General features: G+C 46.4%; 27 protein-coding genes. 18 read left to right on the forward strand and 9 right to left on the reverse strand.

The features are described 5' to 3' along the window. Positions 1 to 27: 27 nt before the first annotated feature. Both B5066_RS10625 and pepF read left to right on the forward strand, forming a co-directional pair. Positions 28 to 1218 (forward strand): competence protein CoiA, encoded by a 1191-nt coding sequence (locus B5066_RS10625; RefSeq protein ID WP_179124089.1) that lies wholly within the window; start codon positions 28 to 30, stop codon positions 1216 to 1218. A 29-nt stretch (positions 1219 to 1247) separates the two neighbouring features. Further along, positions 1248 to 3062, forward strand: a complete 1815-nt coding sequence (gene pepF, locus B5066_RS10630; protein ID WP_307725202.1) for an oligoendopeptidase F — start codon at positions 1248 to 1250, stop codon at positions 3060 to 3062. 48 nt (positions 3063 to 3110) lie between these two features. Here pepF and B5066_RS10635 read toward each other — a convergent pair whose 3' ends face one another. The 4 genes from B5066_RS10635 to B5066_RS10650 form a co-directional block, all read right to left on the reverse strand. Next, complete coding sequence (locus tag B5066_RS10635; RefSeq protein WP_079475902.1) at positions 3111 to 4037, reverse strand: ClpXP adapter SpxH family protein; 927 nt, start codon at positions 4035 to 4037, stop codon at positions 3111 to 3113. Between the two features lie 21 nt (positions 4038 to 4058). Further along, the gene (locus B5066_RS10640) at positions 4059 to 4445 is read right to left on the reverse strand and encodes a globin domain-containing protein (protein ID WP_079475903.1); all 387 of its coding nucleotides are present in this window, start codon (positions 4443 to 4445) and stop codon (positions 4059 to 4061) included. Between the two features lie 182 nt (positions 4446 to 4627). Beyond that, the gene (locus tag B5066_RS10645) at positions 4628 to 5353 is read right to left on the reverse strand and encodes a lytic transglycosylase domain-containing protein (protein ID WP_233133416.1); all 726 of its coding nucleotides are present in this window, start codon (positions 5351 to 5353) and stop codon (positions 4628 to 4630) included. 74 nt (positions 5354 to 5427) lie between these two features. Beyond that, entirely contained in the window at positions 5428 to 6015 is a 588-nt protein-coding gene (locus B5066_RS10650) for a CYTH domain-containing protein (RefSeq protein WP_079475904.1), read from the reverse strand. A gap of 149 nt (positions 6016 to 6164) precedes the next feature. Between B5066_RS10650 and B5066_RS10655 the strand changes: the two genes are divergently transcribed. From B5066_RS10655 to B5066_RS10670, 4 genes are read left to right on the forward strand one after another with little or no spacing between them, the layout of a single operon-like run. Continuing rightward, on the forward strand, positions 6165 to 6542 hold the full coding sequence (locus B5066_RS10655) for a UPF0738 family protein (protein ID WP_079475905.1): 378 nt from the start codon (positions 6165 to 6167) through the stop codon (positions 6540 to 6542). Positions 6543 to 6575: 33 nt separating this feature from the next. Beyond that, the gene (gene yjbM / locus B5066_RS10660; RefSeq protein WP_079475906.1) at positions 6576 to 7211 is read left to right on the forward strand and encodes a GTP diphosphokinase; all 636 of its coding nucleotides are present in this window, start codon (positions 6576 to 6578) and stop codon (positions 7209 to 7211) included. 23 nt (positions 7212 to 7234) lie between these two features. Beyond that, positions 7235 to 8029, forward strand: a complete 795-nt coding sequence (locus B5066_RS10665; protein ID WP_027847484.1) for an NAD kinase — start codon at positions 7235 to 7237, stop codon at positions 8027 to 8029. 4 nt (positions 8030 to 8033) lie between these two features. Beyond that, positions 8034 to 8930: an RluA family pseudouridine synthase gene (locus B5066_RS10670; protein ID WP_079475907.1), complete on the forward strand. Its 897-nt coding sequence runs from the start codon at positions 8034 to 8036 to the stop codon at positions 8928 to 8930. Here B5066_RS10670 and prpE read toward each other — a convergent pair. Further along, positions 8906 to 9643 (reverse strand): bis(5'-nucleosyl)-tetraphosphatase PrpE, encoded by a 738-nt coding sequence (prpE, locus tag B5066_RS10675; protein WP_079475908.1) that lies wholly within the window; start codon positions 9641 to 9643, stop codon positions 8906 to 8908. The two genes, B5066_RS10670 and prpE, sit on opposite strands and share 25 nt — an antisense overlap. A gap of 121 nt (positions 9644 to 9764) precedes the next feature. Between prpE and fabI the strand changes: the two genes are divergently transcribed. The 5 genes from fabI (at position 9765) to B5066_RS10700 (ending at position 14312) form a co-directional block, all read left to right on the forward strand. Next, the gene (fabI, locus tag B5066_RS10680; RefSeq protein WP_079475909.1) at positions 9765 to 10547 is read left to right on the forward strand and encodes an enoyl-ACP reductase FabI; all 783 of its coding nucleotides are present in this window, start codon (positions 9765 to 9767) and stop codon (positions 10545 to 10547) included. A gap of 30 nt (positions 10548 to 10577) precedes the next feature. Further along, positions 10578 to 11414 carry a glucose PTS transporter transcription antiterminator GlcT gene (gene glcT, locus B5066_RS10685; protein WP_079475910.1) on the forward strand — a complete coding sequence of 279 codons (837 nt, stop codon included), beginning with the start codon at positions 10578 to 10580 and terminating at the stop codon, positions 11412 to 11414. Between the two features lie 185 nt (positions 11415 to 11599). Continuing rightward, a complete protein-coding gene (gene ptsG / locus B5066_RS10690) occupies positions 11600 to 13636 on the forward strand; it encodes a glucose-specific PTS transporter subunit IIBC (protein WP_143745424.1) in 2037 nt (678 codons plus the stop codon). Between the two features lie 98 nt (positions 13637 to 13734). After that, the gene (locus B5066_RS10695) at positions 13735 to 13959 is read left to right on the forward strand and encodes a hypothetical protein (protein WP_079475911.1); all 225 of its coding nucleotides are present in this window, start codon (positions 13735 to 13737) and stop codon (positions 13957 to 13959) included. A gap of 53 nt (positions 13960 to 14012) precedes the next feature. Then, positions 14013 to 14312 (forward strand): HNH endonuclease, encoded by a 300-nt coding sequence (locus tag B5066_RS10700; protein ID WP_079475912.1) that lies wholly within the window; start codon positions 14013 to 14015, stop codon positions 14310 to 14312. A gap of 10 nt (positions 14313 to 14322) precedes the next feature. Here the strand turns inward: B5066_RS10700 and B5066_RS10705 are convergent, their stop codons facing one another. Next, positions 14323 to 14751, reverse strand: coding sequence for a GNAT family N-acetyltransferase (locus tag B5066_RS10705; RefSeq protein WP_179124148.1), 429 nt, complete (start codon positions 14749 to 14751; stop codon positions 14323 to 14325). Positions 14752 to 14770: 19 nt separating this feature from the next. After that, positions 14771 to 15496, reverse strand: a complete 726-nt coding sequence (locus B5066_RS10710; protein WP_079475914.1) for an alpha/beta hydrolase — start codon at positions 15494 to 15496, stop codon at positions 14771 to 14773. A gap of 128 nt (positions 15497 to 15624) precedes the next feature. On the opposite strand from B5066_RS10710, the gene B5066_RS10715 reads away from it, so the two are divergent. Both B5066_RS10715 and B5066_RS10720 read left to right on the forward strand, forming a co-directional pair. After that, the gene (locus B5066_RS10715) at positions 15625 to 16179 is read left to right on the forward strand and encodes a phosphatidylglycerophosphatase A family protein (RefSeq protein ID WP_079475915.1); all 555 of its coding nucleotides are present in this window, start codon (positions 15625 to 15627) and stop codon (positions 16177 to 16179) included. Positions 16180 to 16321: 142 nt separating this feature from the next. Further along, positions 16322 to 16507: a hypothetical protein gene (locus tag B5066_RS10720; protein WP_022795241.1), complete on the forward strand. Its 186-nt coding sequence runs from the start codon at positions 16322 to 16324 to the stop codon at positions 16505 to 16507. Between the two features lie 97 nt (positions 16508 to 16604). Here B5066_RS10720 and B5066_RS10725 read toward each other — a convergent pair whose 3' ends face one another. After that, the gene (locus B5066_RS10725; RefSeq protein ID WP_079475916.1) at positions 16605 to 17426 is read right to left on the reverse strand and encodes an SDR family oxidoreductase; all 822 of its coding nucleotides are present in this window, start codon (positions 17424 to 17426) and stop codon (positions 16605 to 16607) included. 181 nt (positions 17427 to 17607) lie between these two features. On the opposite strand from B5066_RS10725, the gene hemG reads away from it, so the two are divergent. Continuing rightward, positions 17608 to 18993 carry a protoporphyrinogen oxidase gene (gene hemG, locus B5066_RS10730; RefSeq protein WP_079475917.1) on the forward strand — a complete coding sequence of 462 codons (1386 nt, stop codon included), beginning with the start codon at positions 17608 to 17610 and terminating at the stop codon, positions 18991 to 18993. A gap of 41 nt (positions 18994 to 19034) precedes the next feature. Here hemG and B5066_RS10735 read toward each other — a convergent pair whose 3' ends face one another. Further along, positions 19035 to 19502: an NUDIX hydrolase gene (locus B5066_RS10735; RefSeq protein ID WP_079475918.1), complete on the reverse strand. Its 468-nt coding sequence runs from the start codon at positions 19500 to 19502 to the stop codon at positions 19035 to 19037. 240 nt (positions 19503 to 19742) lie between these two features. Here B5066_RS10735 and B5066_RS10740 point away from each other — a divergent pair, with 240 nt between their 5' ends. The 4 genes from B5066_RS10740 (at position 19743) to B5066_RS10755 (ending at position 24427) form a co-directional block, all read left to right on the forward strand. Next, positions 19743 to 20165: a universal stress protein gene (locus tag B5066_RS10740; RefSeq protein WP_079475919.1), complete on the forward strand. Its 423-nt coding sequence runs from the start codon at positions 19743 to 19745 to the stop codon at positions 20163 to 20165. Positions 20166 to 20471: 306 nt separating this feature from the next. Further along, on the forward strand, positions 20472 to 21947 hold the full coding sequence (locus tag B5066_RS10745; protein WP_079475920.1) for a Na+/H+ antiporter NhaC family protein: 1476 nt from the start codon (positions 20472 to 20474) through the stop codon (positions 21945 to 21947). Between the two features lie 220 nt (positions 21948 to 22167). Continuing rightward, complete coding sequence (locus tag B5066_RS10750; RefSeq protein WP_218669542.1) at positions 22168 to 23610, forward strand: YfcC family protein; 1443 nt, start codon at positions 22168 to 22170, stop codon at positions 23608 to 23610. A 154-nt stretch (positions 23611 to 23764) separates the two neighbouring features. Further along, a complete protein-coding gene (locus B5066_RS10755) occupies positions 23765 to 24427 on the forward strand; it encodes a type 1 glutamine amidotransferase domain-containing protein (protein WP_079475921.1) in 663 nt (220 codons plus the stop codon). The last annotated feature ends 63 nt before the right edge of the window (positions 24428 to 24490 follow it).

Consider the following 24490-nt stretch of genomic DNA (forward strand, 5'->3'; position numbering starts at 1 on the left):
TGTCATTCCCCTGAAAGGCAGATGCTCATGTTTAATGCCCTTACCTCAGAGGGCCGGGCAATTTCAAGCCTGGATCCTTTCATTCACCCCCCGTACTACTGCCCGGATTGTCATCATGAATTACAACTGCGTAAAACCCGAACCACCCGTCCCCATTTCGTTCATTCCCGAAATGCGGATTGCATCCAAGTTTTTGGAGAGTCGGAGGGACATACACAAGGAAAAGCTTTGCTGGCAGACTGGCTCAAAGGCCAGAACCTCTCGCCCATTATGGAAAAACAATTACCAGAAGAAGGACGAAGAGCAGATGTATTCGTGCAATGGGCGGGTAACAACGTGGCTATAGAGATGCAGAGAAGCGCGATTTCTTCGTCATTGCTTTTGGACAGAAGCCGTACATATACAGGCAGCAGGATCCTGCCACTGTGGATTTTTGATTCAAACCTGGTCCAGCGAAAAAGCAATGGACGCTGGTTTTGGAATGAAGCGGTGTGGGGTTCGGTGTTTTCTGGATATTTTAATGCGGTGCCTGTACTGAAGTGGTCTTCCCAGGAACTTCTAATTGTACAGCCATTTTTTGAAACCTCGCCTAATCGCATCGCAGCAAGAGCGTCAAGATTCCCGTTATCAGCTATTAAGCTGCCGCATTTTTTCACTCCCATGAACCTGCCCTTCGATGGTTACCGTGAAATACTTGCCCATAAATATAAATGGCGCTATACCTCTCGCCGATTTGCAGGATGCGGGCAGTATTGGGCCGGTTTGGAGATATATACGCGGTTTCTTTCCCACATCAGTATGCATCCTGCCGAATTAGGATGGCCGACACCGTATTGTTACGTTTTTCAGGGGCCGCCCCTCCTGTGGCAGACGCTGCTGTTTTACCGGGTTATTTACCAAAAAGGCGCTGCCTTAAAAAATATTTTAGCTTCTGTACAGGAGGATCCAATGCTCGCGCCTTTGATACGTCCGGGTCTTCGTTCGGAGGTGTATATGCACCAGGCGGTATGGCACTTTTTGCAGTGGCTTAAGGACCGGAAGGCGGTCTGTTTTCACAACGGCCGCTGGCATGTAAAAAAAGAGCTTCTGCCCGAAGTTTCGGTGGAAACAGGATGGTCGAAGGACCGCAGTTTCGTCAAAATGTTTACAGTCTTTCTCAAAAAGCTTGAAACAGAAAAACGATTCATTGGTACAACTGGAGATAGTTCGATACAATAGGAGTTAAAGATAAAGGGAGGTGCATTCCATTGAGTTCATCTGCTGTAGAACAATTGCCAAAACGCGAAGAAATCAGTGAACAGTATAAATGGAATTTAGAGGATATTTTTTCAAGTAACGAAGAATGGGAAGAGGAATTTAAACACATTCAAAGCTTAATTCCAGCGATCGAGTCGTATAAAGGGCGTCTTGGAGATTCAGGCCATATGCTGTACGAAGCATTGCAGCAGCAGGATAAAATTACTGAGCGGTTCAGCCGTTTATTTGTTTACGCGCATATGCGCTATGATCAAAATACAAACGAATCGCTGTATCAGGGAATGGAGGACCGGGCAAGAAGACTGGCGAGCCAGCTTGGGCAGGCGACGGCTTTCCTTGTGCCGGAAATATTGACGATACCGGAGAAAACGATTAAAGCTTTTTATGATGAGGAGCCCGAGCTGCGCCTGTATGAACACGCTCTCGATGCCATCAATAAAGAACGCCCGCACGTGCTGACAGAATCTGAAGAAGCATTGCTCGCACAGGCTTCAGAAGTGATGGCAGTGCCTGGGAACACCTTTGGCATGCTTAATAATGCAGATTTGGAATTTCCGTCCATAAAAGATGAGAACGGCAACGATGCCCAGGTGACGCATGGGCGCCTGCTGAACTTTTTGGAAAGCGACGATCGGCGTGTGCGCGAAGAAGCCTTTAAAGCTGTCTACAGCACATACGGCCGGTTTAAAAATACGATTTCAAGCACGCTTGGCGGCCAGGTGAAAAAGAATACGTTCAATGCGAGTATACGTAAATACCGTTCGGCGAGGGAAGCGGCGCTAAGTAATAATCATATCCCGGAAAAGGTTTATGACCAGCTGATTTCGACTGTTCATGATTATCTGCCGCTGCTTCACCGCTATGTTAAGCTGCGCAAACAGGTGCTTGAGCTTGATGAGATTCATAACTACGACCTGTATACGCCGCTAGTCAAAGATATTGATATGAAGATGACATATGAAGAAGCAAAAGAAACCGTGCTTAAAGCGCTCGAGCCGCTGGGAAAAGAATATACAGAAACAATTGCCGGAGGATTTGAAAGGGGCTGGGTGGACGTTTATGAAAATGTTGGAAAACGAAGCGGTGCGTATTCTTCCGGCGCATATGGCACGATGCCATACATTTTGATGAACTGGCAGGACAGTGTTAATAATGTGTATACGCTTGCCCATGAACTCGGGCATTCGATGCATAGCTATCTGACTCACCAAAACCAGCCGTATCCTTATGCGGATTACACCATTTTCGTGGCGGAGGTGGCTTCTACTGTAAATGAAGCGCTGCTTACCCGTCATTTGCTCGAACAAACAACAAACAAAACGGAAAAAGCGTATTTGTTGAACCAGTATCTTGAAGGTTTCCGGGGCACGGTTTTCCGCCAGACGATGTTTGCCGAGTTTGAGCAGTTAATTCATGAAAAAGCGGAAGCAGGGGAGGCATTAACTCCGGATTTGTTAAATTCTCTTTATTATCAGTTAAACGAGCAGTACTTTGGTCCGCACATGACGCTTGATGATGATATTGCGCTTGAATGGGCCAGAATACCCCATTTTTATATGAACTTTTATGTATATCAGTACGCTACCGGCTACAGTGCAGCAGCTGCTTTGTCGCAGCAGATCGTAGAGGAAGGAGAGCCTGCGGTAGAACGCTACCTCGAGTTCCTTAAATCCGGGAGTTCAGATTATCCGATTGAAGTTCTGAAAAAAGCGGGGGTTGATATGACTACTTCGACACCGATTGAATTAGCTATGAAATCCTTTGAAGACACGTTGAATGAATTAGAAGAATTGCTGCTTCAATAAAAATTAGCGGAGATGTTTTAGAGCATCTCCGCTAATTTTTTGCTTCTTTTAGGTAAAGGAAGGAGTATACTCCCAATAGGCACCGTTTTTTAATGGCACGTGCTTCATTTTTCTCATTAGCACAAGCTGCTTCAATTGCTTTTCAGCTTCTTTTTCACTCCAATCGAATACAACAGAAATTTCTTTTGTCGTAATACGTGGATAGCGCGCGAGAAAATCTTCAAGCTTTAAGGAATGCGAGGGCTCCGGATTCGGTACGTACCCGAGCATGTCAGAAAGGATTTCTTCATATACCTGATAGGGATAAAGTCCGGACACTTTTAATCCGCCATCTTCGACATGATCGTTAAAGAAAACGAACGTTGGTGCCTGATCGACTTCCATTTCCCGGGAAGTTCTGATATCGCAATTCAAAGCTTTACGGGTGCAGGCAGAATGAATATCCCGCTGGAATTCTTCAATATCCAGTCCGGTAGCTTCTGCAATTTGAACAAGCGTTTGTTCTGTAGAAATATCCCGGCCGTGCAGAAACAAATTTTCTCTAATATTCCGGAAAAAAACGGAGGCCAACTGCTTGCCCTGCATTTCTGCTGCTTTCATGGCCAAAGCAGGAATGTAGGCAGAAGGAGCCGAATGCTTCAGCCATACGCTTCCGTCTGCCGGCATACCTGACCATGTGGAAACTTCTTCGTAAAACAGGGACATTTCTTTTTTCGTATCTTCTTTTAACGGCTTCTGCTTCTCTTCGCTCCAGCATTCAATATTAGAAGTAAGCAGGAGCTTTGGCGTGAAATAGTGGCCGTATTCGATGAGCAGCTTTTTTAGTACAGGTTCGAACGCCCAGCATTCCGGGCATAATGGATCCATAAAAATATATAATTCAAGCGGCTTTTTCGATAAAGATGGGCTGGTAGACTGCGACAGGCTGCAGGAACCGGAACTGTCATCACAAAAAGAAAAATGCTCGTTGCTCATGACCAGTTCACGCTCCTTTCATTATGAATTTTCTTCAGTATTATTTATCATGTGTTGGGCTGTCACCACAAGCCGTTGGAACATTTCCTGCCGAACGTTGTTTTCCAAGTTTATTTCTTCCATCGCTTCATCCATGCATAACAGCCAGGCCTTCGCCCGTGTTTCCGTTATTGGAAATGGGAGATGGCGGGCGCGCAGGCGAGGATGGCCGTGTTCTTCTGTATATAAAGGCGGGCCGCCTAAAAATTGAGTCATAAATTGCTTTTGTTTACGGGCGGTTTCCGTAAGGTCGTCCGGAAAAATAGGAGCGAGATCCGGATGGGCGCCAACCTTTCCGTAAAACGTATCAATCAGCTCGGAAAGTTTCTCTTCGCCAATCTGGTCAAAGCTCGGTTTAAAAGCAGCCATAGTGAACCTCCGGAACAACGTTTTAACGCTCATGCCTGAAAAGACAGAGCAATTGGGCAAAACGTAATTATTGTATTTTCAATTTTTATTCTAGCAATGAGACATGTTAACCGCAAATATTTTGAACGAAAAGGGGAACGGGGCAAAAAAACAACCCCGGTGTGGAGTTGTTTTAAAGCAAATTATACAAGGTCCTGATAGTTGGCGAGTACGTTTGGTACGTATTTCTGTGTTTCTTTGAAGGGCGGAATGCCGTCATACTTATCAACGTTGCCCGGGCCGGCGTTATAAGCGGCAAGGGCAAGCGTTTTGTTGCCATTGTACTTATTGAGCATATCTCTTAAGTAGCGTATGCCGCCGTCAAGATTCTGTTCAGGGTCCATTGGATCATTTACCTTCAGCATGGAAGCTGTTCCGGGCATCAGCTGCATCAGCCCCATAGCTCCAGCATGGCTTTTAGCGTCTGGATCAAAGCCGGATTCCTGCTTGACCAGTGCACGTACAAGCTTGCTGTCTACGCCGTATTTTTCTGACAAACGTTCAATCGTCTGAACAATGCCGGAGCTTGAATTTGAACTCTGCTTGGAAGAAGAAGTACGTTCAGAAGCAGGTTCGGCATTCTGTTTCACTTCTTTATTGGAAGGCTCGTTTGGAACAGCGGAGGAATCATCGCCTAAATGACGAAAATAACTGCCGGCGCTCGCCGGGTTTAAAAATAGCGAGGAAGATACCGGGCTGAAACCACTGCCGGTCTGCTCAGCCATGATAGCCTGCGTTGACTTTAGGGAATCGTATAAAAAGGAGCCAAAGCGTCCCGCAGCAAACGCAGGCTGCGAGGACGTGGCCTGCTGGCTGTTTCCAACTGCTGAGCCCGTGGAAGACGGAAAAAGAGAGGAAGAAATCGTCAAAAAACTCACCCCACTAATAAAATTCAGATAAGAAAAATATACCAGTATTTCAAATGAAGAACAATGTGCGTATGTTACTGTTCTTCATTTTGCTCCCGGTTTCGTTGAAACAGGCGTTCAATTTTATTTGGAGTATTACGAAGAGGAAAGTGGTGCTGCTCTGAAAGCTCATTCATCCAGGAAGAAACATCTTTTTCACTCGGTCCCTCTATTTCAAGTTCATAATCTGTGACTCCCAAATAGTGACTTCGATCAAAAAAGATTTCTCCTGTGCGAAAGGGCTGGGAAGCCCGGTAGGTGGTCAACGTCCCTATATTTTCGACACGCTCGGCACCGATCAGTGACCGAAGGCGCTCGGAAACTTCACCGGCAGGCAGTGTCCCGCCCGAAATAGCCTCACGGGCGTTCTGAGCGCTGACAGACTGATTCCATTCGGTAAGCCCTTCCGGGGCAGGTTCTTTTAAGGTCAAGGTGAAAGTGCCGGCGCGTTCCCGAATGCGCAGAGCGGATTTACGGGAACGCAGAGCAAAGCTTTTTGTGTCAAAATATGTATTTTGCTGCGAAGAAAAATCGCTTTCGTGGATTGCGAAGCCGGTCACCAAAGAGGAAAATTCTTTTTCCGTCAGAAGATTCTTCGCTTCAATTTCCTGTTCTTTCGCCATAATGAATCGTCCTTTCTGCTACCGGATTACTGGAAAAACGCTATGCATTATCTTATCATATGGTTTGAGCTCTGTCTGTGTACATAAGTTATGATAAAATTAAGTACAGATATGGGATGTATACTTGCCATTTTTGGAGGAGTTGTGACATGCAGCATATATTGACTGTAAATCATTACGAAGAAGACAATGAAACATTAATAATGTATCCGGTGGAAGAATGGCCGGAAAAAGAATGGGGAAAATTAAGCGATGGCGGCCAGATGCTTGCAGACTCCGATGCGTTGACGCTTGTTTATGTGCTTGATATGGAAGACGAATTTGTGCAGCTGCGTATTCCAAAAAGAGTATGGCCGCTTTTGAAATCGGCTTATGAAAGCGAGAAGCATGTTTACGTAAAAAGCGGAAGCAAGCTCCATTTAGAAAACTTCCATGAAGAAATTGAGTATTTAATGGATAATGTGCCTGGAAACGGGAATTATGGTACTGAAATGGTATCTGCATTTGAAGAAGCTTTCAACGTATAACCTCATAATAATGTAAATGAGTGGTGGTAAACCATGAGCAACTGGCAGACATTTCTTTCGCCTTATATGCAGGCAGTAGAAGAAATGAAAGTGAAATTAAAAGGGTTAAGAGAGCAGTACCAAACATCTTCACAGCATACACCAATCGAATTCGTTACCGGGAGGGTCAAGCCTGTAACCAGCATTCTCGATAAAGCCCAGCGTAAGGATATCCCGCTCGACGAAATTGATACAAAAATGCAGGACATTGCCGGTATTCGTATCGTCTGCCAATTTGTCAGCGATATTGATACCATTGTGGAGCTGATGCGGACAAGACAGGATTTTGAAATTTTAGAGGAAAGAGATTACATCAAAGAAAAGAAAGATAGTGGGTACCGGTCGTTTCATATGGTCGTTTCTTATCCCGTGCATACGATCGATGGGCGCAAAGACGTACTCACAGAAATCCAAGTACGAACAATGGCGATGAATTTCTGGGCAACTATAGAGCATTCTTTAAATTATAAATATAGCGGCGAAATTCCGGAGGATATTAAGCACCGGCTGCAGCGAGCTGCTGAAGCCGCGTTTCAGCTCGATGAAGAAATGTCTAAAATTAAAGGCGAGGTACGGGAAGCCCAGCGTATCTATATGCAAAACAGGGAAAGTGAGGGTCCAAATACATGAGCATCCCGTCCACTGATGAAAACATGCGATATAATGTCACGTCCCGTGGAGATGATACCTCCAATGAAATTAGGGACAAAGTGCTTTCCTACCTGAACGAATTTGGGCTGATTCATGACGAAGTCCACCCGGACATTGTCATTACTGTCGGCGGGGACGGCACGCTGCTCCAGGCGTTTCACCATTACTATGAATCGCTTGAAGATGTTTGCTTTGTAGGTATACATACCGGGCATCTTGGTTTTTATGCAGACTGGCAGCCGGAAGAAGTGGAGAAGCTGGTGATCCATCTCGCGAAAACGCCATTTCAGGTAGTGGAATATCCGCTGCTTGAAGTGATTGTCCGCTACAATGAACATACGAGGTTCGAACGGTACTTGGCTCTAAATGAGTGTATGGTAAAAACGCTTGAAGGTTCTCTCGTATGCAACGTCGACATTAAAGGCGAGCATTTTGAAACGTTTCGCGGAGACGGTCTGTGTATTTCTACTCCTTCCGGAAGCACGGCATACAATAAATCACTGGGTGGAGCGATTTTGCACCCCTCCTTATCAAGTATTCAAATAGCCGAAATGGCAAGCATCAATAACCGGGTCTACCGGACGATTGGCTCGCCGTTAATTCTGCCGCAGCACCATACCTGTCTTCTGCGCCCGGTGAACGATGTGGATATGCAGATCACCATCGACCATATTACTCTCGTCGATCAGGGCATCGAGTCCATTCAGTACCGGGTGGCGGAGGAAAAAGTCCGATTCGCCCGTTTCCGCCCGTTTCCTTTCTGGAAGCGCGTGAAGGAATCGTTTATCGGGGAGTAAAAGGATGCGGACGATTACATGGAGTGTTCCTGCCGATGCGGAAGGCTGTACAGTGAAAAAGTTTTTGAGCCAATACAAAGATGTCTCGAGGCGTGTGTGGAAAAAAATAGATAATCCCTATCTGCAGCTCAATGGAGAAGCAGGACGTGGAAACGACTATTTGAGTGCCGGGGACCTACTGCAGATAAAGATTCCACCCGGGAATATACCGCCGCATTTTAAAGAGTCCCTGGAGCCCATGGATGTGCTGTATGAGGACGAAGACGTGATAGTAGTCAATAAACCGCCGGGGCTGCCGACACTTCCAGGAAGAGCAGAGGGGGAGGAATCACTGGCTGGAAGACTTGCCGGTTATCTGCGAAATAAAGGCATGCAGTCTGCTGTTCATCCGGTGTCCAGGCTGGACCGCGGTACAAGTGGCATTGTACCGTTCGCCCTGCATGCATATGCCCACTCCCGCATGGAAAAGCATATGGATACGGGGTCTAAAGAATATATTGGGGTGGTCGAGGGAGAATGGCCGGAGGAGCTTACAAGTATAAATCTTCCACTCCGCCCGAGCACGATGAGCCTGATTGAACAAGTGGCAGCTCCCGATGGAAAAAGAGCCGTAACCTCCGCAGCGGTTCTCGAATTACTGCCTGAGCATACTGTTTTAAAGCTTGGGCTGCAAACCGGCCGGACACATCAAATCCGGGTGCATACTTCTGCGTCGGGATTCCCGCTTGCGGGAGATACACTGTACGGAAATAAAGACGGGTACATGAAAAGACAGGCGCTGCACGCCTGCCGTTTGGAATTTTTTCATCCGGTCCAGGAAAGAATGATTACCATTACAGCTCCTCTGCCTGAAGATATGAGTGATTTTCTGGCCTATCAGCGGTTAAAGGTGTTTAAGTGATCCGGCTGGAGTGGCAGGGTGGAGGGCACTTCTACGAATTCATGCTCCGGATACCGGTAGGCGGTAAGCTTGTTACCAAATGAACAGCCGGTATCAATGTTTAACGTCCGGCCAACGAGTCTTGCTTCCCATACGGGAGTATGCCCATAAATGATGAATGGCCTGCCGCTGTAAGAAGGAGCCCAATCTATACGCTCTGGCTCGCGCCGGCCATTTAGTTTCGTCGGTCCATACAAAACGACATTCCGGGTTCTTCGATCTGTCCGGCCGATCAGCTCCTTTTGCATGCCTCCATGGGAAGCAAGAACGTTTCTATCGTCGAACAGCTGATACAGCGGTGCTTGTTCAAATAAGTCCATAAACTTCTGCTTAACCTTTTGCTGCTCGTCCGGGGGGAGTGCTTTCCATTCCTGGATGGTTTGCTCGAGGCCATGACCAACCTGAACTGGGCGGCCTAAAAACCAGCGGTACAGTTTGTCACAGTGGTTTCCGGGCAGATACAGGGCATTTCCGTTTTTTACCATGAGGTCCGTCACGCGGATAACCTCTATAGAATTCGGCCCGCGATCAGTAATATCGCCAACGATTACGAGCTGGCGTCCATTGGGATGCGTATAATTTTGACGATGCTCATAGCCGAGCGCAGAAAGCATCACTTTCATCTCTTGTGCACAGCCATGGATGTCGCTGATAAAGTCAAGATGCCTGGACATACAGTCAAAGCCCTCCTTCCCGAAGAAATATAAAGGCTGTTGGACAGCCCGGCTGTTCAATGATATAAAGGTAAAGAAATTATTTGATGCTGGTATAATCATATCTAAAGGAGAGACAAAGATGCAATTATCACTTGAAGGAAAGACGTTTGTCGTAATGGGCGTTGCCAATAAAAGAAGCATAGCGTGGGGAGCAGCTGAAAGCTTGGCAGAAGCAGGGGCTGATTTAGTATTTACATACGGGCAGCAGCGTACCGAAAAAAGCGTCAGAAAATTGGCGGATTCGCTGGAACAGAAAGAACCGCTCGTTGTGCAGTGTGATGTCACCAATGACGAGCAGATCCGGGAATGCTTTGCGAAAATTAAAGAAGAAGCGGGAACCATTCATGGTGTCGTTCATTCCCTTGCCTATGCGAAAAGAGAAGAGCTCGAAGGGGAATATTTAAATGCTACACGCGAAGGTTTTCTGCTCGCCCAGGAAATCAGCGCGTACTCCTTTACGGCTGTAGCGAAGGCTGTAAAGGAGTTCGATTTGATGACAGAGGGCGGTTCTTTTGTAACGATGAGCTACCTTGGGGCAGAGCGGATCGTAAAAAATTATAACGTTATGGGCGTAGCGAAGGCGTCTTTGGAGGCGAGCACCCGTTATTTGGCAAATGATCTGGGCGCAGATGACATTAGAGTCAATGCCATCTCAGCCGGTCCGATTCGTACGCTGGCAGCTAAAGGCGTCTCTGGCTTTAACGATACTATCAAGGCTATGGAGGAGCACGCTCCGCTGCGGCGTACGGTTACTCAAAAAGAAGTCGGGGACACCACGGCCTTTCTGATGAGTGGAATGTCGAGTGGGATCACAGGTGAAGTTATCCACGTTGACGGGGGCTATCACGCATACGGTATGTAAATCAGAGCTGCAGGAACATGGTGGTAAAAGATGAAAGTAATCAAAGGGTTAAACAATAACGTTGTTATTGCAGAACATGAGGACTACGGAGAAGTTATTCTAACCGGGCGGGGGATCGGTTTTTCTAAACGCCCGGGGGACCTCATTGATGCTAATGCGCCGGAAAAGTTTTTCATACTGAGAAATGAAAACGAACAGACACAGTACCGACAGTTAATCGAACATGTCGACGAGACCTTTATCGCATGTATGACAGAAATTCTGCAGGTGCTTGAAGCCGAGTGGGCGGAAACGTTCGAAGAACACATTCATGTAGCGTTAACGGACCATCTCAGCTTTGCACTTGAGAGAACAAGAAAAGGTCTCACAATCAGCAATCCATTTTTAAAAGAAACGCAGCTTGCTTATGAAAAAGAATATCGTGCGGCTGGATGGATCATTGACGAAATTGAACAGTGGACAGGAGTGCGGCTTCCGGAAGAAGAAAAAGGGTTTATTGCTCTGCACCTGCACGGGGCAGTGACGAGAACACCGCTTGACCAGGTGAGCGCTTATACGCGCCTGGTTAAGGATATGACGGTAATGGTAGAGCGGGCTCTTGACATTCAGCTGTCTCCGGAGGATTTAGATCACCGCCGGCTTTTCCGGCATCTGCAGCAGGCTGTCGCAAGGGTAAGGAATGGTGAGTTTGAAGAGGTGTCTGAACCATTAAAAAAAATGTTGCAGGCCGAGTACCCCTTCTGCTATAATTTGTCCTGGAAGCTCATACGAACGATGCAGCGTGCTTTGCAGACGACGATACCAGAAGGCGAAGCCGTTTATTTAACCATTCATCTGCAAAGGCTTTCATCGAAACGAAAATATTGATCTAGTGTTCCGTGTTACTGGTAAAGCAGGCATGAGAGAATGCTGATCGCGTTTAAACCAAAGGGAGAAGCAGCTTCTTGTCTCTTTGGGACCGCGCGATTAGTGTATCTCTCATGCCTTTTTTTATGCGCTGGGGTCTGGGGTCAATTACGAGCCTTCCAAAAAAACAGTTAGGAGAGATACATATGTGGAAACAATCATTTGGTGTACTTCAACGTATCGGGCGCGCCCTGATGCTTCCGGTGGCCCTTCTTCCAGCAGCCGGCCTGCTTCTTGCTATCGGTACTGCCATGCAGGAAGATCAGATGATCGAACTGCTGCCATTTCTGACTTCTGCACCGGCAGAATTAATCGCCGAGCTGATGTCGGAAGCCGGCGGGGTAGTATTTGATAATTTAGCGGTGTTATTTGCGGTCGGTGTAGCACTCGGCCTGGCAGGAGACGGAGTTGCAGCTCTTGCTGCTCTGATCGGCTTTATGATTATAAACGTTACGATGAGCGTATTATTAAGTGTAAATACAGATATGCTCGAAGAGCCGGGTTACGCGTCAGTATTAGGTATCCCTACACTTCAGACAGGGGTGTTTGGAGGGATTATCGCCGGTATATTAGGAGCAATGATGTACCAGCGCTTTTATAATATTAATCTGCCAACCTACTTAGGATTTTTCGCAGGAAAAAGGTTTGTGCCTATTGCTACGGCTGTCGGCGGTCTGGTTATCGGTGCTGCTTTGACACTCGTCTGGCCGCCGATCCAAAGCGGATTGAATTCCCTGTCTCTATATGTGACAGAATCAAATCAAACACTTTCCGCATTTATTTTCGGTGTGCTGGAGCGTTCTCTCGTACCATTTGGCCTGCACCACATTTTCTATTCACCGTTCTGGTTCGAATTTGGGAGCTATGTGAACGATGCGGGAGAAACGGTCCAAGGCGACCAGCGGATTTTCTTTGAACAAATGAAAGACGGGGTGCCGTTTACTGCCGGAACTTTCATGACTGGGAAATTCCCGTTCATGATGTTTGGTCTTCCAGCTGCGGCGCTTGCAATTTACCACTGTGCCCGTCCGGAAAATAAAAAGATGGTTGCAGGTATTATGGGTTCAGCGGCATTAACGTCATTTCTGACAGGTATTACTGAGCCGCTTGAATTCAGCTTCTTGTTTGTAGCGCCACTTTTGTTTGCGATTCACGCGATTTTTGCCGGATTTTCCTTTATGATCATGCAGCTGCTTGATGTCAAGATTGGGATGACCTTCTCCGGAGGGGTTATTGACTTTCTGCTCTTTGGGATTGTACCAAACCGCACAGAATGGTGGCTCGTTATTCCGGTTGGACTATGCTTTGCATTAATTTATTACTTCGGCTTCCGATTTGCGATTCTAAAATTCAACCTGATGACTCCAGGACGCGAAGCTGCCACAGAAGGTGCCGCTGGAATGTCTGGTTCAGCTTCTGACGATGAACTGCCAAGAGAAATCATCGCCGCATTTGGGGGCCAGGAGAACTTAAAACATTTGGATGCCTGCATCACAAGGCTCCGGATTACCGTCAATGAAAAAGATAAAGTGAATAAAGACCAGCTCAAAGCCCTCGGCGCTTCCGGCGTGATGGAAGTCGGCAACAACATCCAGGCCATTTTTGGTCCAACATCAGATGCAATTAAGTCCCAGATGCAGGACGTTATTGCAGGGAAAACGCCTGAACCGATAGCAGAAAAAGAAACAGCGGCTACAGCAATGGCTACTGCTTCTGCTGAAGATATCCAGACCATGTCCATTGCAAGCCCAGCCGCCGGACAGCTGATCCGTATCGATGAAGTGGAGGATGAAGTGTTTTCCGGAAAAATGATGGGGGATGGATTTGCCATTGTGCCGGAAGAAGGTACCTTCCATGCTCCTGCCAACGGCACTATTACTACTGTATTCCCCACAAAACACGCTGTAGGCATGCAGACGGATGAAGGCACAGAGATTCTCATTCATATCGGTCTGGACACAGTTAATATGAAAGGGGAAGGCTTCGAGGTCTATGTCGCAGAAAATGATAAAGTAAAGCAGGGAGATATACTTGTGAAAGCTGACCTTGAGAAAATCCGCCAGGAAGCAGCTTCTATAACGACACCGGTAGTGTTCACCAATCTGGATAAAGAATATACTGTCAGCGTAGAAAGCGGAAAAACGGTCCGGGCGGAGGAAGACGGTATTATTACGATTAAATAATGGCCTGAAATGCTTAATATATGGAAAATAGGGTAAAGAATACTAGTGATCATTTTTTCAGCAATCCATGCTTATAAACAGTGGAGGAGGCTCTGAACATGACACTTGTAGTCCCATATATTAATGCCTCAGCCGTTCATTATGCCAACCGTCAGCAACCGCCGGCAAAACCGGGAATGCACCGCGTTCAGCGGGTACAGCCGGTAGAACCGAAACGGTATTCGAGTGAGCAGCAGGAAGCGTATCGTTCGCTTGAAAAAAGGCATGAGCGTATTTTAAAAGAAGAAAATAAAAAAGGGCGGCGCATTCATACGCTTGCCTGAGAGAGCTGCCGTCCGGCAGTTCTCTTTTTATTACGAAAAAGGAGGGAAAGTAATTGAAACAGGCGAAATCAGTGGGCACGTGCGAGCTGTGCGGAAGAGAAGATGTCGAACGCACAGTGCACCATCTGGTCCCAAAAGACGAAGGAGGAACGCATGGTACAACTGCCTGGCTGTGCAAAGCCTGTCACCGCCAGGTACATGCTTTATATAGTAATAAAGAGCTGGCCGTAAGACTGAACACGATCGAACAGCTGAGGGGGGATGAAAAGATTTGGCGTTTTATTAAGTGGATACGAAAGCAGCGGGGAGAAAAAAGGGTAAAGGTACGAAGGTCGAAGACGAAAAAAAGGTGAGCATCTCTGCTCACCAGCTAATTGACTTTTTCATTTCGACATGGGGGATGCCGGCATCCATAAATTCTCCGGACGTCACTTCGTATCCGAGGGATTGATAAAAACCGGAAGCATATTTTTGTGCGTTGAGCTTCATAACGGGCTTTTCCATTTCCATTGCTTTATATTCCATGGCCTGCATAAGGAGACGGCCGCTTCCGGTCCCACGGAAGGAGGAATAAATACATACACGTTCCGCTTTAGCGTAGTCCTCTTCAAACCGAAGCCGCGATGCTCCGATTGCTTTCTCGCCGTCATATACAACAAAGTGGACGGCTTCTTCTTCAAATTCATCAATTTCTTCTTCCTCGGGCACATTCTGTTCCTCGACGAAAACGTCAAAACGTACCCGGAATGCGTCCTCAAGCTGCTGTCTGTTACTGACTTCATAAACTTCAATCATTCAAAGCAGTCCTTTCTCAATCTAATTCGATGTCAAACATGTAAGCAAGCGAATGAAGTACGTCCTGTTCCCATACTTTCCACAAATGGCCGCCCTCGAGCTCTTTATAATAATAGTTGGAGGCTTTGGAGGAAAGATAATCATACAACTCCCGATTTGGCTTCAGAAAATCTTCGACCGTACCGGCAGTCGTGTCTACTTCCTGCTCCTCAGTGCCAATAGTATGGTACATTGTAAACGTAGGCCACTTTTCTGAATTTTTCAGGGCGCTGAACACCGTTTCGTTTACAAGCGGGGAATGCATTACAATCCGCTGAAAAATGTTAGGATAACGCAAAGCAGCCATTAAGGATACCGTCCCTCCGAGGGAATCACCAAGCAGCGTCCGTGCTTCGGGCGAAGGCTCTGTGTGATATTCTTTTTCCATAAATGGAAGGAGTTCTGATGCCATAAATTGAAGATAATTATTATGGCCGTCTTCATCAGGGTGGTACCAGTTTCTGCGCTGGCGTACAGAGGGATAGGGGACACCTGCGATTACTATGTCGGGAGCTCCTTCCTCCATAGCCCGTTCGGCGTAGCGTACTAGATGGCCAAGCCGGAAGTAATCCTTGCCGTCCTGGGCGATGATTAAATGATATGTAGACATAGGAGTGAATCCATCCGGGGTGTATATGCGTAAATCAAATGAGTGATCCAATATTTCGCTGTGAAATGTGATATCCTGCTGGGTACTGTCCATGACGTTTCACAATCCTTTCATAGGGAAATAATATTAGTGGAGTTTCTTATTGTTGCAATAGCTATTGTAACATAATTTTAAGGGCTTTTTATGTATTCCGGATTGCACTCGATAAAGGAGGCAGCAATATGACTAAAGAAAGAGTATCAAGCGAAAAAGTAGAAAAAGCAGCAAGAGACATGCTCGAGGAGCGCGGCGTCACCCTGCAAGACATTGCCGACATCGTATATAATATGCAAGCAAAATATGCGCCCAACCTGACGATGGATGACTGTTTGGAAAGCGTGGATGCTGTATTGTATAAAAGGGAAATTCAGCATGCTATATTAGTGGGCGTAGAAATCGATAAACTGGCTGAAAATAATCAGCTGTCTGAGCCATTGCAATCCCTGGTTGATACGGACGAAGGACTTTTTGGCATTGATGAAACAGTAGCACTTGGTTCAGTATTTGGCTTTGGCAGTATAGCCGTCACCACATTTGGATATTTGGACAAAGCAAAAGACGGTATTATTAACGAACTGGACACAAGCGAAGACAAAGTGCATACCTTTTTGGATGATCTGGTGGCAAGCATTGCTTCGAGTGCTTCTGCGCGTCTTGCCCACCGGATGCGTGATAAGGAAGAAGAACGAACAAGCAGGCAGATCAAGCACCGGGAAGATGAAGAACTGATCGGCTGAAAATAAAATGATTAACCCCGCAGTTATTTGGCTGTGGGGTTTTTGTGCGAATGATTGTTATACTTAACAAATAAAGCAATTGAGAGTACAATATGTAGAGAAAAAACAAATTTAAATATATGATAAAGGAGTAGAAATTCTAGTGCAGGAAACCAAACCACGTTGGATATACTGGAAAAAAACGTTTCACTCAAAGTTTCAGGCCGGCTGTCTCAAAGCAAAGCTGGAAGAAAACTGGCACAATGGATATGAACTGGGTCCGCTCGTCGAAATAAGAAAGCTGCGCTCCAATAAATATGTAGTGCGATATACGTACGATGAAGCTTGACATTTACACATACAGCTTTGTAACAAACAAATTGAATAGAAAAATGTAAGAGCCGTTCTATGTCCATAGGCATACAGCGGCTCTTAGTTATGATGAGCTATTCGGTACTCTCTTTCCATCCTTGTTCAAACAGCATTTTTCCCGGCCAGGTGTAGGCCATCAAGCCGCCATCAGCTAAAATAGTTTCACCGGTAACAAAAGAGCTGTCATCCGAGGCAAGAAAAAGGGCTACTGTAGCCATTTCCCGGGGATCTCCAAGCCGCCCCATCGGTGTCACCCATTTTTGTGCCTCGCGGAACTGCCGGCCGCTTTCTTGCTCCTGGCTCCCGGCAAGATCATCAATCAACGGAGTTTCAATAGTCCCTGGGGCGAGGGCGTTCGCCCTGATTTTATTCCGGCCGTAATCAATTGCCATCGCCTTTGTCATATTTGTGATACCGCCTTTAGCCGCGTTATAGCCTGAACGGTCCAGGTCAGCAGCGAGACCGGACATAGAAGAGACGTTGATAATAGCACCGCCCTCTTCAAGCATTAACGGTATTATATATTTGCTCACTAAAAAGGTTCCCCGCAAATCGACACTCATAATCTGGTCGAATAATTCAACCGGGTATTCATGAAGCTTGCCGCCCTCCTGATCAACACCAGCGTTGTTAAATAAAATATCGATAGTGCCGTAATTGCTTTTCATGTGCTCTGCAAACTCTTGCACACTTGACTCGCTTGAAACGTCAAGCTTAACAGAAGCAGCTTGGCCATTATTATTATTGATGGAGGAGACAGTATCAAGCAAATCGTTTTCATTCACATCAGCGCAAACAACTTCTGCTCCTTCTTCGGCAAACACCGCAGCTGTAGCCTTTCCAATTCCGTTCGCAGCACCAGTTATAATAGCTGTTTTTCCGTTTAGTTTTCCCATAGTTATTTCTCCTTTCAACCATAGCAGATGTCAGCCTGATACCAATACCTGTTCCTATCTCTTTGTAAACATTTGTAAACGTATGCATGCAAATATTTTATATATTTGCATCAAATGAAGAACGGCGGCATAATTTTAGGAAGAATATAAAATCGTTAGAAAGCAGAAAAGAGGAAGACTGATGAAACGTATTACCGTAGTTGGCGGGGGGATTACAGGGCTTACTATTCTGTATTACCTGCAGAAATGGAAACTGGCAAGCAGCAGCAATATTGAATTGACCCTTGTAGAAAAAGAAAATAAAGCAGGCGGAAAAATACGAACTGTGCATCATGAAGACTTCATTATGGAGACAGGGGCTGACTCTGTCGTAGCCAGGCACGGGGCGGTGCTTCCGTTGATTGAAGAAGCAGGTCTCGAAGAAGAAATGGTTTATAACAGTACCGGAGTGTCGTACCTGTATGTAAAAGACCAGCTTTATCCGCTGCCAAGGGATGCGGTTTTCGGTATCCCGCCGGGCCCGAAATCACTCCTGAAAAGTCCGCTTCTTTCCTGGAGAGGAAAATGGCAGGCGCTTGGAGACTATGTGAAAAAGAATAAAGAATTCACGAAAGAAAGTTCGGTAGGAGAGTTTCTTGAAGCCTTTCTCGGTCGTGAACTAGTAAAAAACCAAATCGCGCCAGTATTATCCGGGGTGTATTCCGGAGATATTTATTCGCTTACCATGGCATCGACGCTGCCATACCTGGTGGACTATAAAAATGAATTTGGAAGTATTATGCGGGGGATCGCCAAGAATAAAGAAACGTTTGGTTCGGGAGGCAGCAAAAAATTTATTTCATTTCGAAATGGTTTGTCTTCACTTCCAGAAGCGCTTCTTTCAAAATTAACCGGAACAGAGGTGCTGCTGGGGCGATGTGTAAATTATATTAAGCAGGAAGAGGAAGCGTACCAGCTGCAGCTAGATAACGGAGAACGTCTGCAGGCAGATGCCGTAGTCATAGCGGCTCCTCATCAGACTGCCTCGCGTATACTGCAGGACGAAGAACTGACGGAAATGTTTAATCAGTTCCAAAGCTCTTCTCTTTTAAGCGTGTACGCTGGTTTTTCCCTGCCTCCGGACAGTCTGCCAAAAGACGGGACAGGGTTTATCGTTTCTGAAGACAGTGATCTTGAATGCAATGCGTGCACATGGAGCAACCGGAAATGGGCCCATACTTCGAAAGGGGAAAATGTGCTTGTACGATTATTCTACAAAAGCTCGAAGCCTGCCTATGAACGAATGCAGACAGGAGGAGAAGAGCAGATCAAACAGACAGCGTTGAAGGATCTAAAGAAAAGCCTTCACATTGACCAGCAGCCAACAAGCCTTGAAGTAACAAATTGGGAACAGTTGATGCCAAATTATCATATCGGGCATAAATCAGCGGTCGACCAGCTCGAAAGGATGCTGGAAGAAAAATATCCTGGGGTTTACTTGGCTGGAGCTTCGTATTACGGGGTAGGCATTGGTGCCTGTATTCAAAACGGAATAAACACCGCAGAAACCCTCTATAATAATATTTAAGAGTAAGCCTTTTCCAGTGGGAGAAGGCTTGCTTTTTTATATTATGTATCGCCCGGATACCTGGTGCGCAGGTAATCCTCCATCACCGTCTGCTGGCCGCTAACAATTGTTTCGGGAAGATCCGAAGGATTCAAAAAAGCGACCGAGGCTGATTCCTCAGGGTCAGGCTGGATAGCCCCTTCCAACTCTTCCACAGTGTAGACGATAATAACACAGTAAAAAGGATCACCGTTTGGTGCCACCACGAATGTATCCTCCCCGGAATACACGTTAAAGAGACGGAGGCCCTGGGCGCGGAGCCCGGTTTCTTCCAAGGTTTCCCGTACTGCTGTTTCTTCGGCTGTTTCCCCAAGCTCCATTAAGCCTCCAGGAAAGCTCCAACTTCCCGGGGGACTGGTTCTTTCCTGTAATAGAATACGTCCATCGTCGTCTTCTGCAATGATGAGAGCACCTACAAGAATAACTGTTTCTTTGCCGACGAGGTGCCTTAAGTTTTCTACATATCCCACGTGAAACTCCCTCTCTGTAATATTTTCTCTACCATATCATGAAAGCAAGCGCAGGAGAAAAGCGACCTGAATATTAATACGTAAAAATATGGTATGTTAAAGTAAAACAATCAATAGTATTTATGCTGTGTCCGACTTCTGCCGTCAAAGCAAAACAAAAGCTGTATAAACTGGCAGAAAACCGGGAACAATATGTTAGAACAGAAAAAACGAAAGTGAAGTAACAGAGGGGGCGTTTCTATGTTTAAACGATTATTAATTGCAGTAGATGGTTCTGATCATTCCGCCCGCGCGGTGGAAAAAGCAATTGAGAGCATCGCGCCGGAGCTCGCAGAAGTTTATGTAGAGGTGGTATATGCCACCAGCTCCGCGCAGCCAAAACCAGGCAAGCTGAGTGAGCATGAATTATATATTCATCAGCAGAATGAAGAGGAAATCCTGCAGCCTGCGGTCGAACGGCTGAATGCAGAAGGAATAAGAACAGAAAAAATAGTGCTGCACGGGGAGCCGGCGGCAGCCATCAGTGAATATGCCAATGAATATGAATTTGATTGTGTTGTTGTTGGAAGCAGGGGACTAAATCCGCTGCAAAAAATGGTAATAGGCAGCGTCAGCAGAAAAATCGTGGAACAAATACGACACCCAGTGCTTGTTGTAAAATAATGGCGAAATATTAGATGTAAGGTGACTTCTGCATAAAGCTACAAGCATTTAATGCGGGTCTTGATTGTTTGCAAGGTTATGCTTCATTGTTCTTAAAGGTACTTATGCCTTAAACAATATGAATAATATGCTGCACTGCTTGCGAAAAATCCGCAGGTGCAGGACTCGATAGCTGCTATTGAAATCAGCAGCTATTTTTGGATAGGGAAAATTCTTTTCAAGGTGTACGTTTGTCCATTACAAACAGGCACTGGAGTGGTAAAATGGTTTCCGTGCTGAATAATTTTTTACATAGGAGTTTTATACATGGCAGAACAAGAAGAAAAGTTAGAAAGAGCCGTAGGGGCCAAATCTATCGAAACGTTGGACTTCAGGATCGGGGCTTTCGGTGCTGCAGTGCCGTTATTGTTTTTTGTTGTCTGGGCAATCACTACCAGCGTCCTTCAGTTGTCCTCTGAAATTGGACTGGTCCTTGGAGCGGTCATTGGTTTGACCCTGGGAATGCTGTTTTGTAAAAGCCGGTGGGCAGACTATGCCCAGGGCCTGTTTGACGGACTGGCTCAGCCTATTGGCGTAATCGCTATGGTTGCCTGGTTTTATGCAGGTATGTTCGCCCAGGTGCTGCAGGTGGGAGGTTTAGTGGAAGGGCTTGTCTGGACAGGGATAGCCACTGGAGTAACCGGCGGCCTGTTCACCGCCGTGACCTTTCTGCTTGCTGCAGTCTTTTCTACAGCAGTAGGCACCGGCTACGGTACGACTGTGGCGTTTTGTACGTTGATGTTCCCTGCTGGTGTTGCTACCGGAGCAGATCCGGTACTGCTGTTTGCTGCGATACTTGCTGGAGCAGTTTTTGGTGACAATCTTGCCCCTGTTTCAGATACTACGATCGTTTCAGCGACGACGCAGAATGCGGATGTGCCGGGGGTAGTGCGCAGCAGGTTCAAATACGCCATTGCAGCAGCTATCCCAAGTGCAGTGTTATTTGCAGTTTTTGGCGGTGGGGGCGGCAGTGCTGTTCCTGGCGTTTCAACGGCAAATGCAGTGGAAGACGTTTCGCCGGGCGGGTTGATTATGCTTTTGCCGTTTCTGCTCGTTCTTTTACTGGCTTTATCCGGCCAGCATTTAATCACCTCGTTAACGTGGGGAATTGTATCAGCCATTCCATTAGTGGTTATTTCCGGCCTTGGCTCATTTTCAGATATTATTCGCTTTAATCCTGAAGCAGATGCTGTGGTCGAAGGAGCGTTGGTCGATGGAATTACCGGCTATGTAAATATGGCTATCCTGATTTTATTAATTGTAGCAGCAGCCTATTTGATGAGACTTGGCGGCACGATGCAGGCTATTACGAACGGACTGGTGCGCTGGATCAAACATTCGGTGCGCCGGGCAGAGCTGTCAATGTGGGGGATTGTGGCTCTGTTGAACAGTTCTATTACCATTAACACAGCTGCAGAAATTGCAGCAGCCCCGTTCGTGCGGGACATAGGCGAAAAATATGGTATCCACCGTTATCGCCGGGCCAATCTGCTGGACGCAGTAACGTCGGCACTTGGTTATATTTTTCCATGGGGAGCGCCGGTGCTGCTAGGCTGGTCGACAATTCAGACCATGCAGGAGCAGTACAGCTGGCTGCCGGTAGTAGAGCCGACCGCAGTATTTCCCTTCGTCTTTCAGGGCTGGTTTCTCGTTTTAATCATGCTGTTTGCAGCGATTACCGGGTGGGGACGTCGTTATGAAGGAAAGAACGGGGAAGAACTTCGGGAACGTCCTTCGAAATAAACGAAAAGTATGCTGCTTTGGCGGCATGCTTTTTTTATTTATGGGAGTTTTTTGAAACATCTACAGTGGTTGTTATATTATCTGCGAAAGAACAATAGCAGAGCGATAAAAATTAGTGAAAATGCCTGAAAAAAGTTTCGGATTTGTATCAGAATGACCAATGAACTTTGTCTTTGAATTCTCTAGTATAAAACGTAAGAAATTCAAAGAAGGTGAAAAAATGAAAGAACACGCAGAAGAGACGGAGAAGCCGCAGCCCCACCCTGAAAAAAGCAGCAGGTTTCATATGCCTCATGTCTATGTGATTTTATTTATGTTTACTGCTTTGGCAGCAGTCGCTACTTACATAATCCCTGCCGGTACATTTGAAGAGATCCCAGGACCCGAAGGGAGAACGACAATAGATCCGGAATCATACCAACAGATTGCTTCGGATCCAATAGGTATTGTTGATTTTATGCTTGCAGTGCCAAATGGACTGGTTGCAGCAGCAGAAGTGGTATTCTTTACTTTTGTGATTGGCGGTATGTTTATGGTGCTGCGCCGCACCGGTATAATTGAAATTGCCGTGGACCGGCTAACGCGGAAATTTTCAAACAAGAGTCTTGCGATAGTGCCGGTACTAATGTTTGTATTTGCTTTTATATGCAGTCTGATAGGTACGCAGGAGCTTAGTCTAGTGTACGTACCTGTTATTTTGCCTCTAATGGTTGCCTTAAAGTACGATTCGGTAACTGCCGCGGCTATTGCGTTAATAGCGACCACTGCAGGTTTTACAGCTGGTTTTTTAAATCCCATTAATACGGGGCTTGGGCAGCAGGTAGCTGACGTTCCGCTGTATTCAGGGCTTGGGGTTCGTATTGCTTTGTTTCTTACACTGGCTGTTATTGGAATCCTGTGGGTGCTTAAGTATGCGAAAAAAGTGAAACAGCGGCCGGAATTGAGTCTGACCTATAAGGAAGACGAAGAAAAACGATCACTGTATCTGCATACGGATGACACAAAGGCTTATATTTTTCATAAGCGTCAGAAAGTTGCTTCCATGTTTATTTTCATATTTTTTGGAATACTTATTTATGGTGTGCTTGCCCAGGGATGGTTTATGCTTGAAATGGCTGGATTGTTCATCATCATGGGTATTGTAGTGGGTATGATTGCAGGATTGACACCGTCTCAGGTATGTGATGGTTTCAACGAAGGCTTTCGGGACGTACTGGCCGGGGCGATGATTGTAGGTGTGGCAAGAGCGGTAGCCGTAGTCATGGAGGAAGGGCAAATCATGGATACCATTGTTCACGGACTGGGGACAGCGGTAAGCGGCATGCCGGTTGTACTGAGCGCTGGGGGAATGTTTGTCATTCAGTTTCTGTTCAATTTCCTAGTGCCATCAGGAAGCGGCCAGGCGCTCGTAACGATGCCAATTATGGCTCCGCTTTCGGATCTTCTCGGAGTAACCCGGCAGACCTCAGTGCTCGCTTACCAGCTGGGAGACGGTTTAGGGAATATTATTTTTCCTACATCCGGTTATTTCATGGCCACTCTTGCGCTTGCGGGCGTCCCCTGGCACAAATGGGTAAAATTTTATTTCCCCCTGCTTCTCATTTGGATGGGTATCGCAATTATCTTTTTAACAGGCGCCCAGCTGCTGCAGTGGAACGGCTGAATGTGAGCAGATTGCTTTGCATGGATCCCAGATACGATTACAATGGGATCTGCATTAGCGAAAAGAATGTTTAAAAAGGTGCAAGGAAAGAAAAAGCCTCAGACATTCTTTCGGGCTTACTCAGAAGATAATTTTGGAAAGGGTGACAAACGTCATGGCAAAAAATGTATTAATGGTTGTAACAAGCCATTCCAAAGTGAACAATGAAGCAAAAACCGGTATTTGGCTTTCTGAATTTGCGGAAGCATATATTGAATTTCAAAATAAAGGTTATAATGTAACGATCGCAAGCGTAGACGGCGGGAAGCCGCCTATCGATGAAGGCAGTGTGCAGCAGGAAACGCGCCAGGAAATTCTGGATGCAGAAAAATATCTCGAAGAGACCGTGAAGGTGGATACCGTCTCTGCTTCGGATTTTGATGCCATCTTTATTCCTGGAGGCCACGGAGCGATGTTTGACCTGCCGGAAAGCCAAAAAGTCCAGGAACTTGTCCGGGATTTTTATGAAGCGGATAAATATGTGGCTTCCGTATGCCACGGCCCGGCAGCATTGGTTAACGTTACACTCTCTAACGGGGAACCACTTGTTTCGGGTAAACGGGTGAACGCCTTTACAGATGCCGAGGAAGAAGATACCGGACTTACGGCACACATGCCTTTTCTACTTGAGAGTCGTCTTCGTGAGCTTGGAGCTGAATTCGTCACAGCACCGAATTGGACTGAGCACGTGGAATCCGACGGCTTTTTGATCACTGGACAAAACCCGCAGTCGACAGAAGCAGTGGCAAAAGAGTTTGTTCAAAAACTGGGCAGCTAAAGCTGTCCTAAAACAGTGAGCCCCGGACTTTCCAACCAGCTTGGAAAGTCTGGGGCATTTTTT

It is taken from the genome of Marinococcus halophilus (assembly GCF_900166605.1).
Classification (GTDB): Bacteria; Bacillota; Bacilli; order Bacillales; family Marinococcaceae; genus Marinococcus; species Marinococcus halophilus.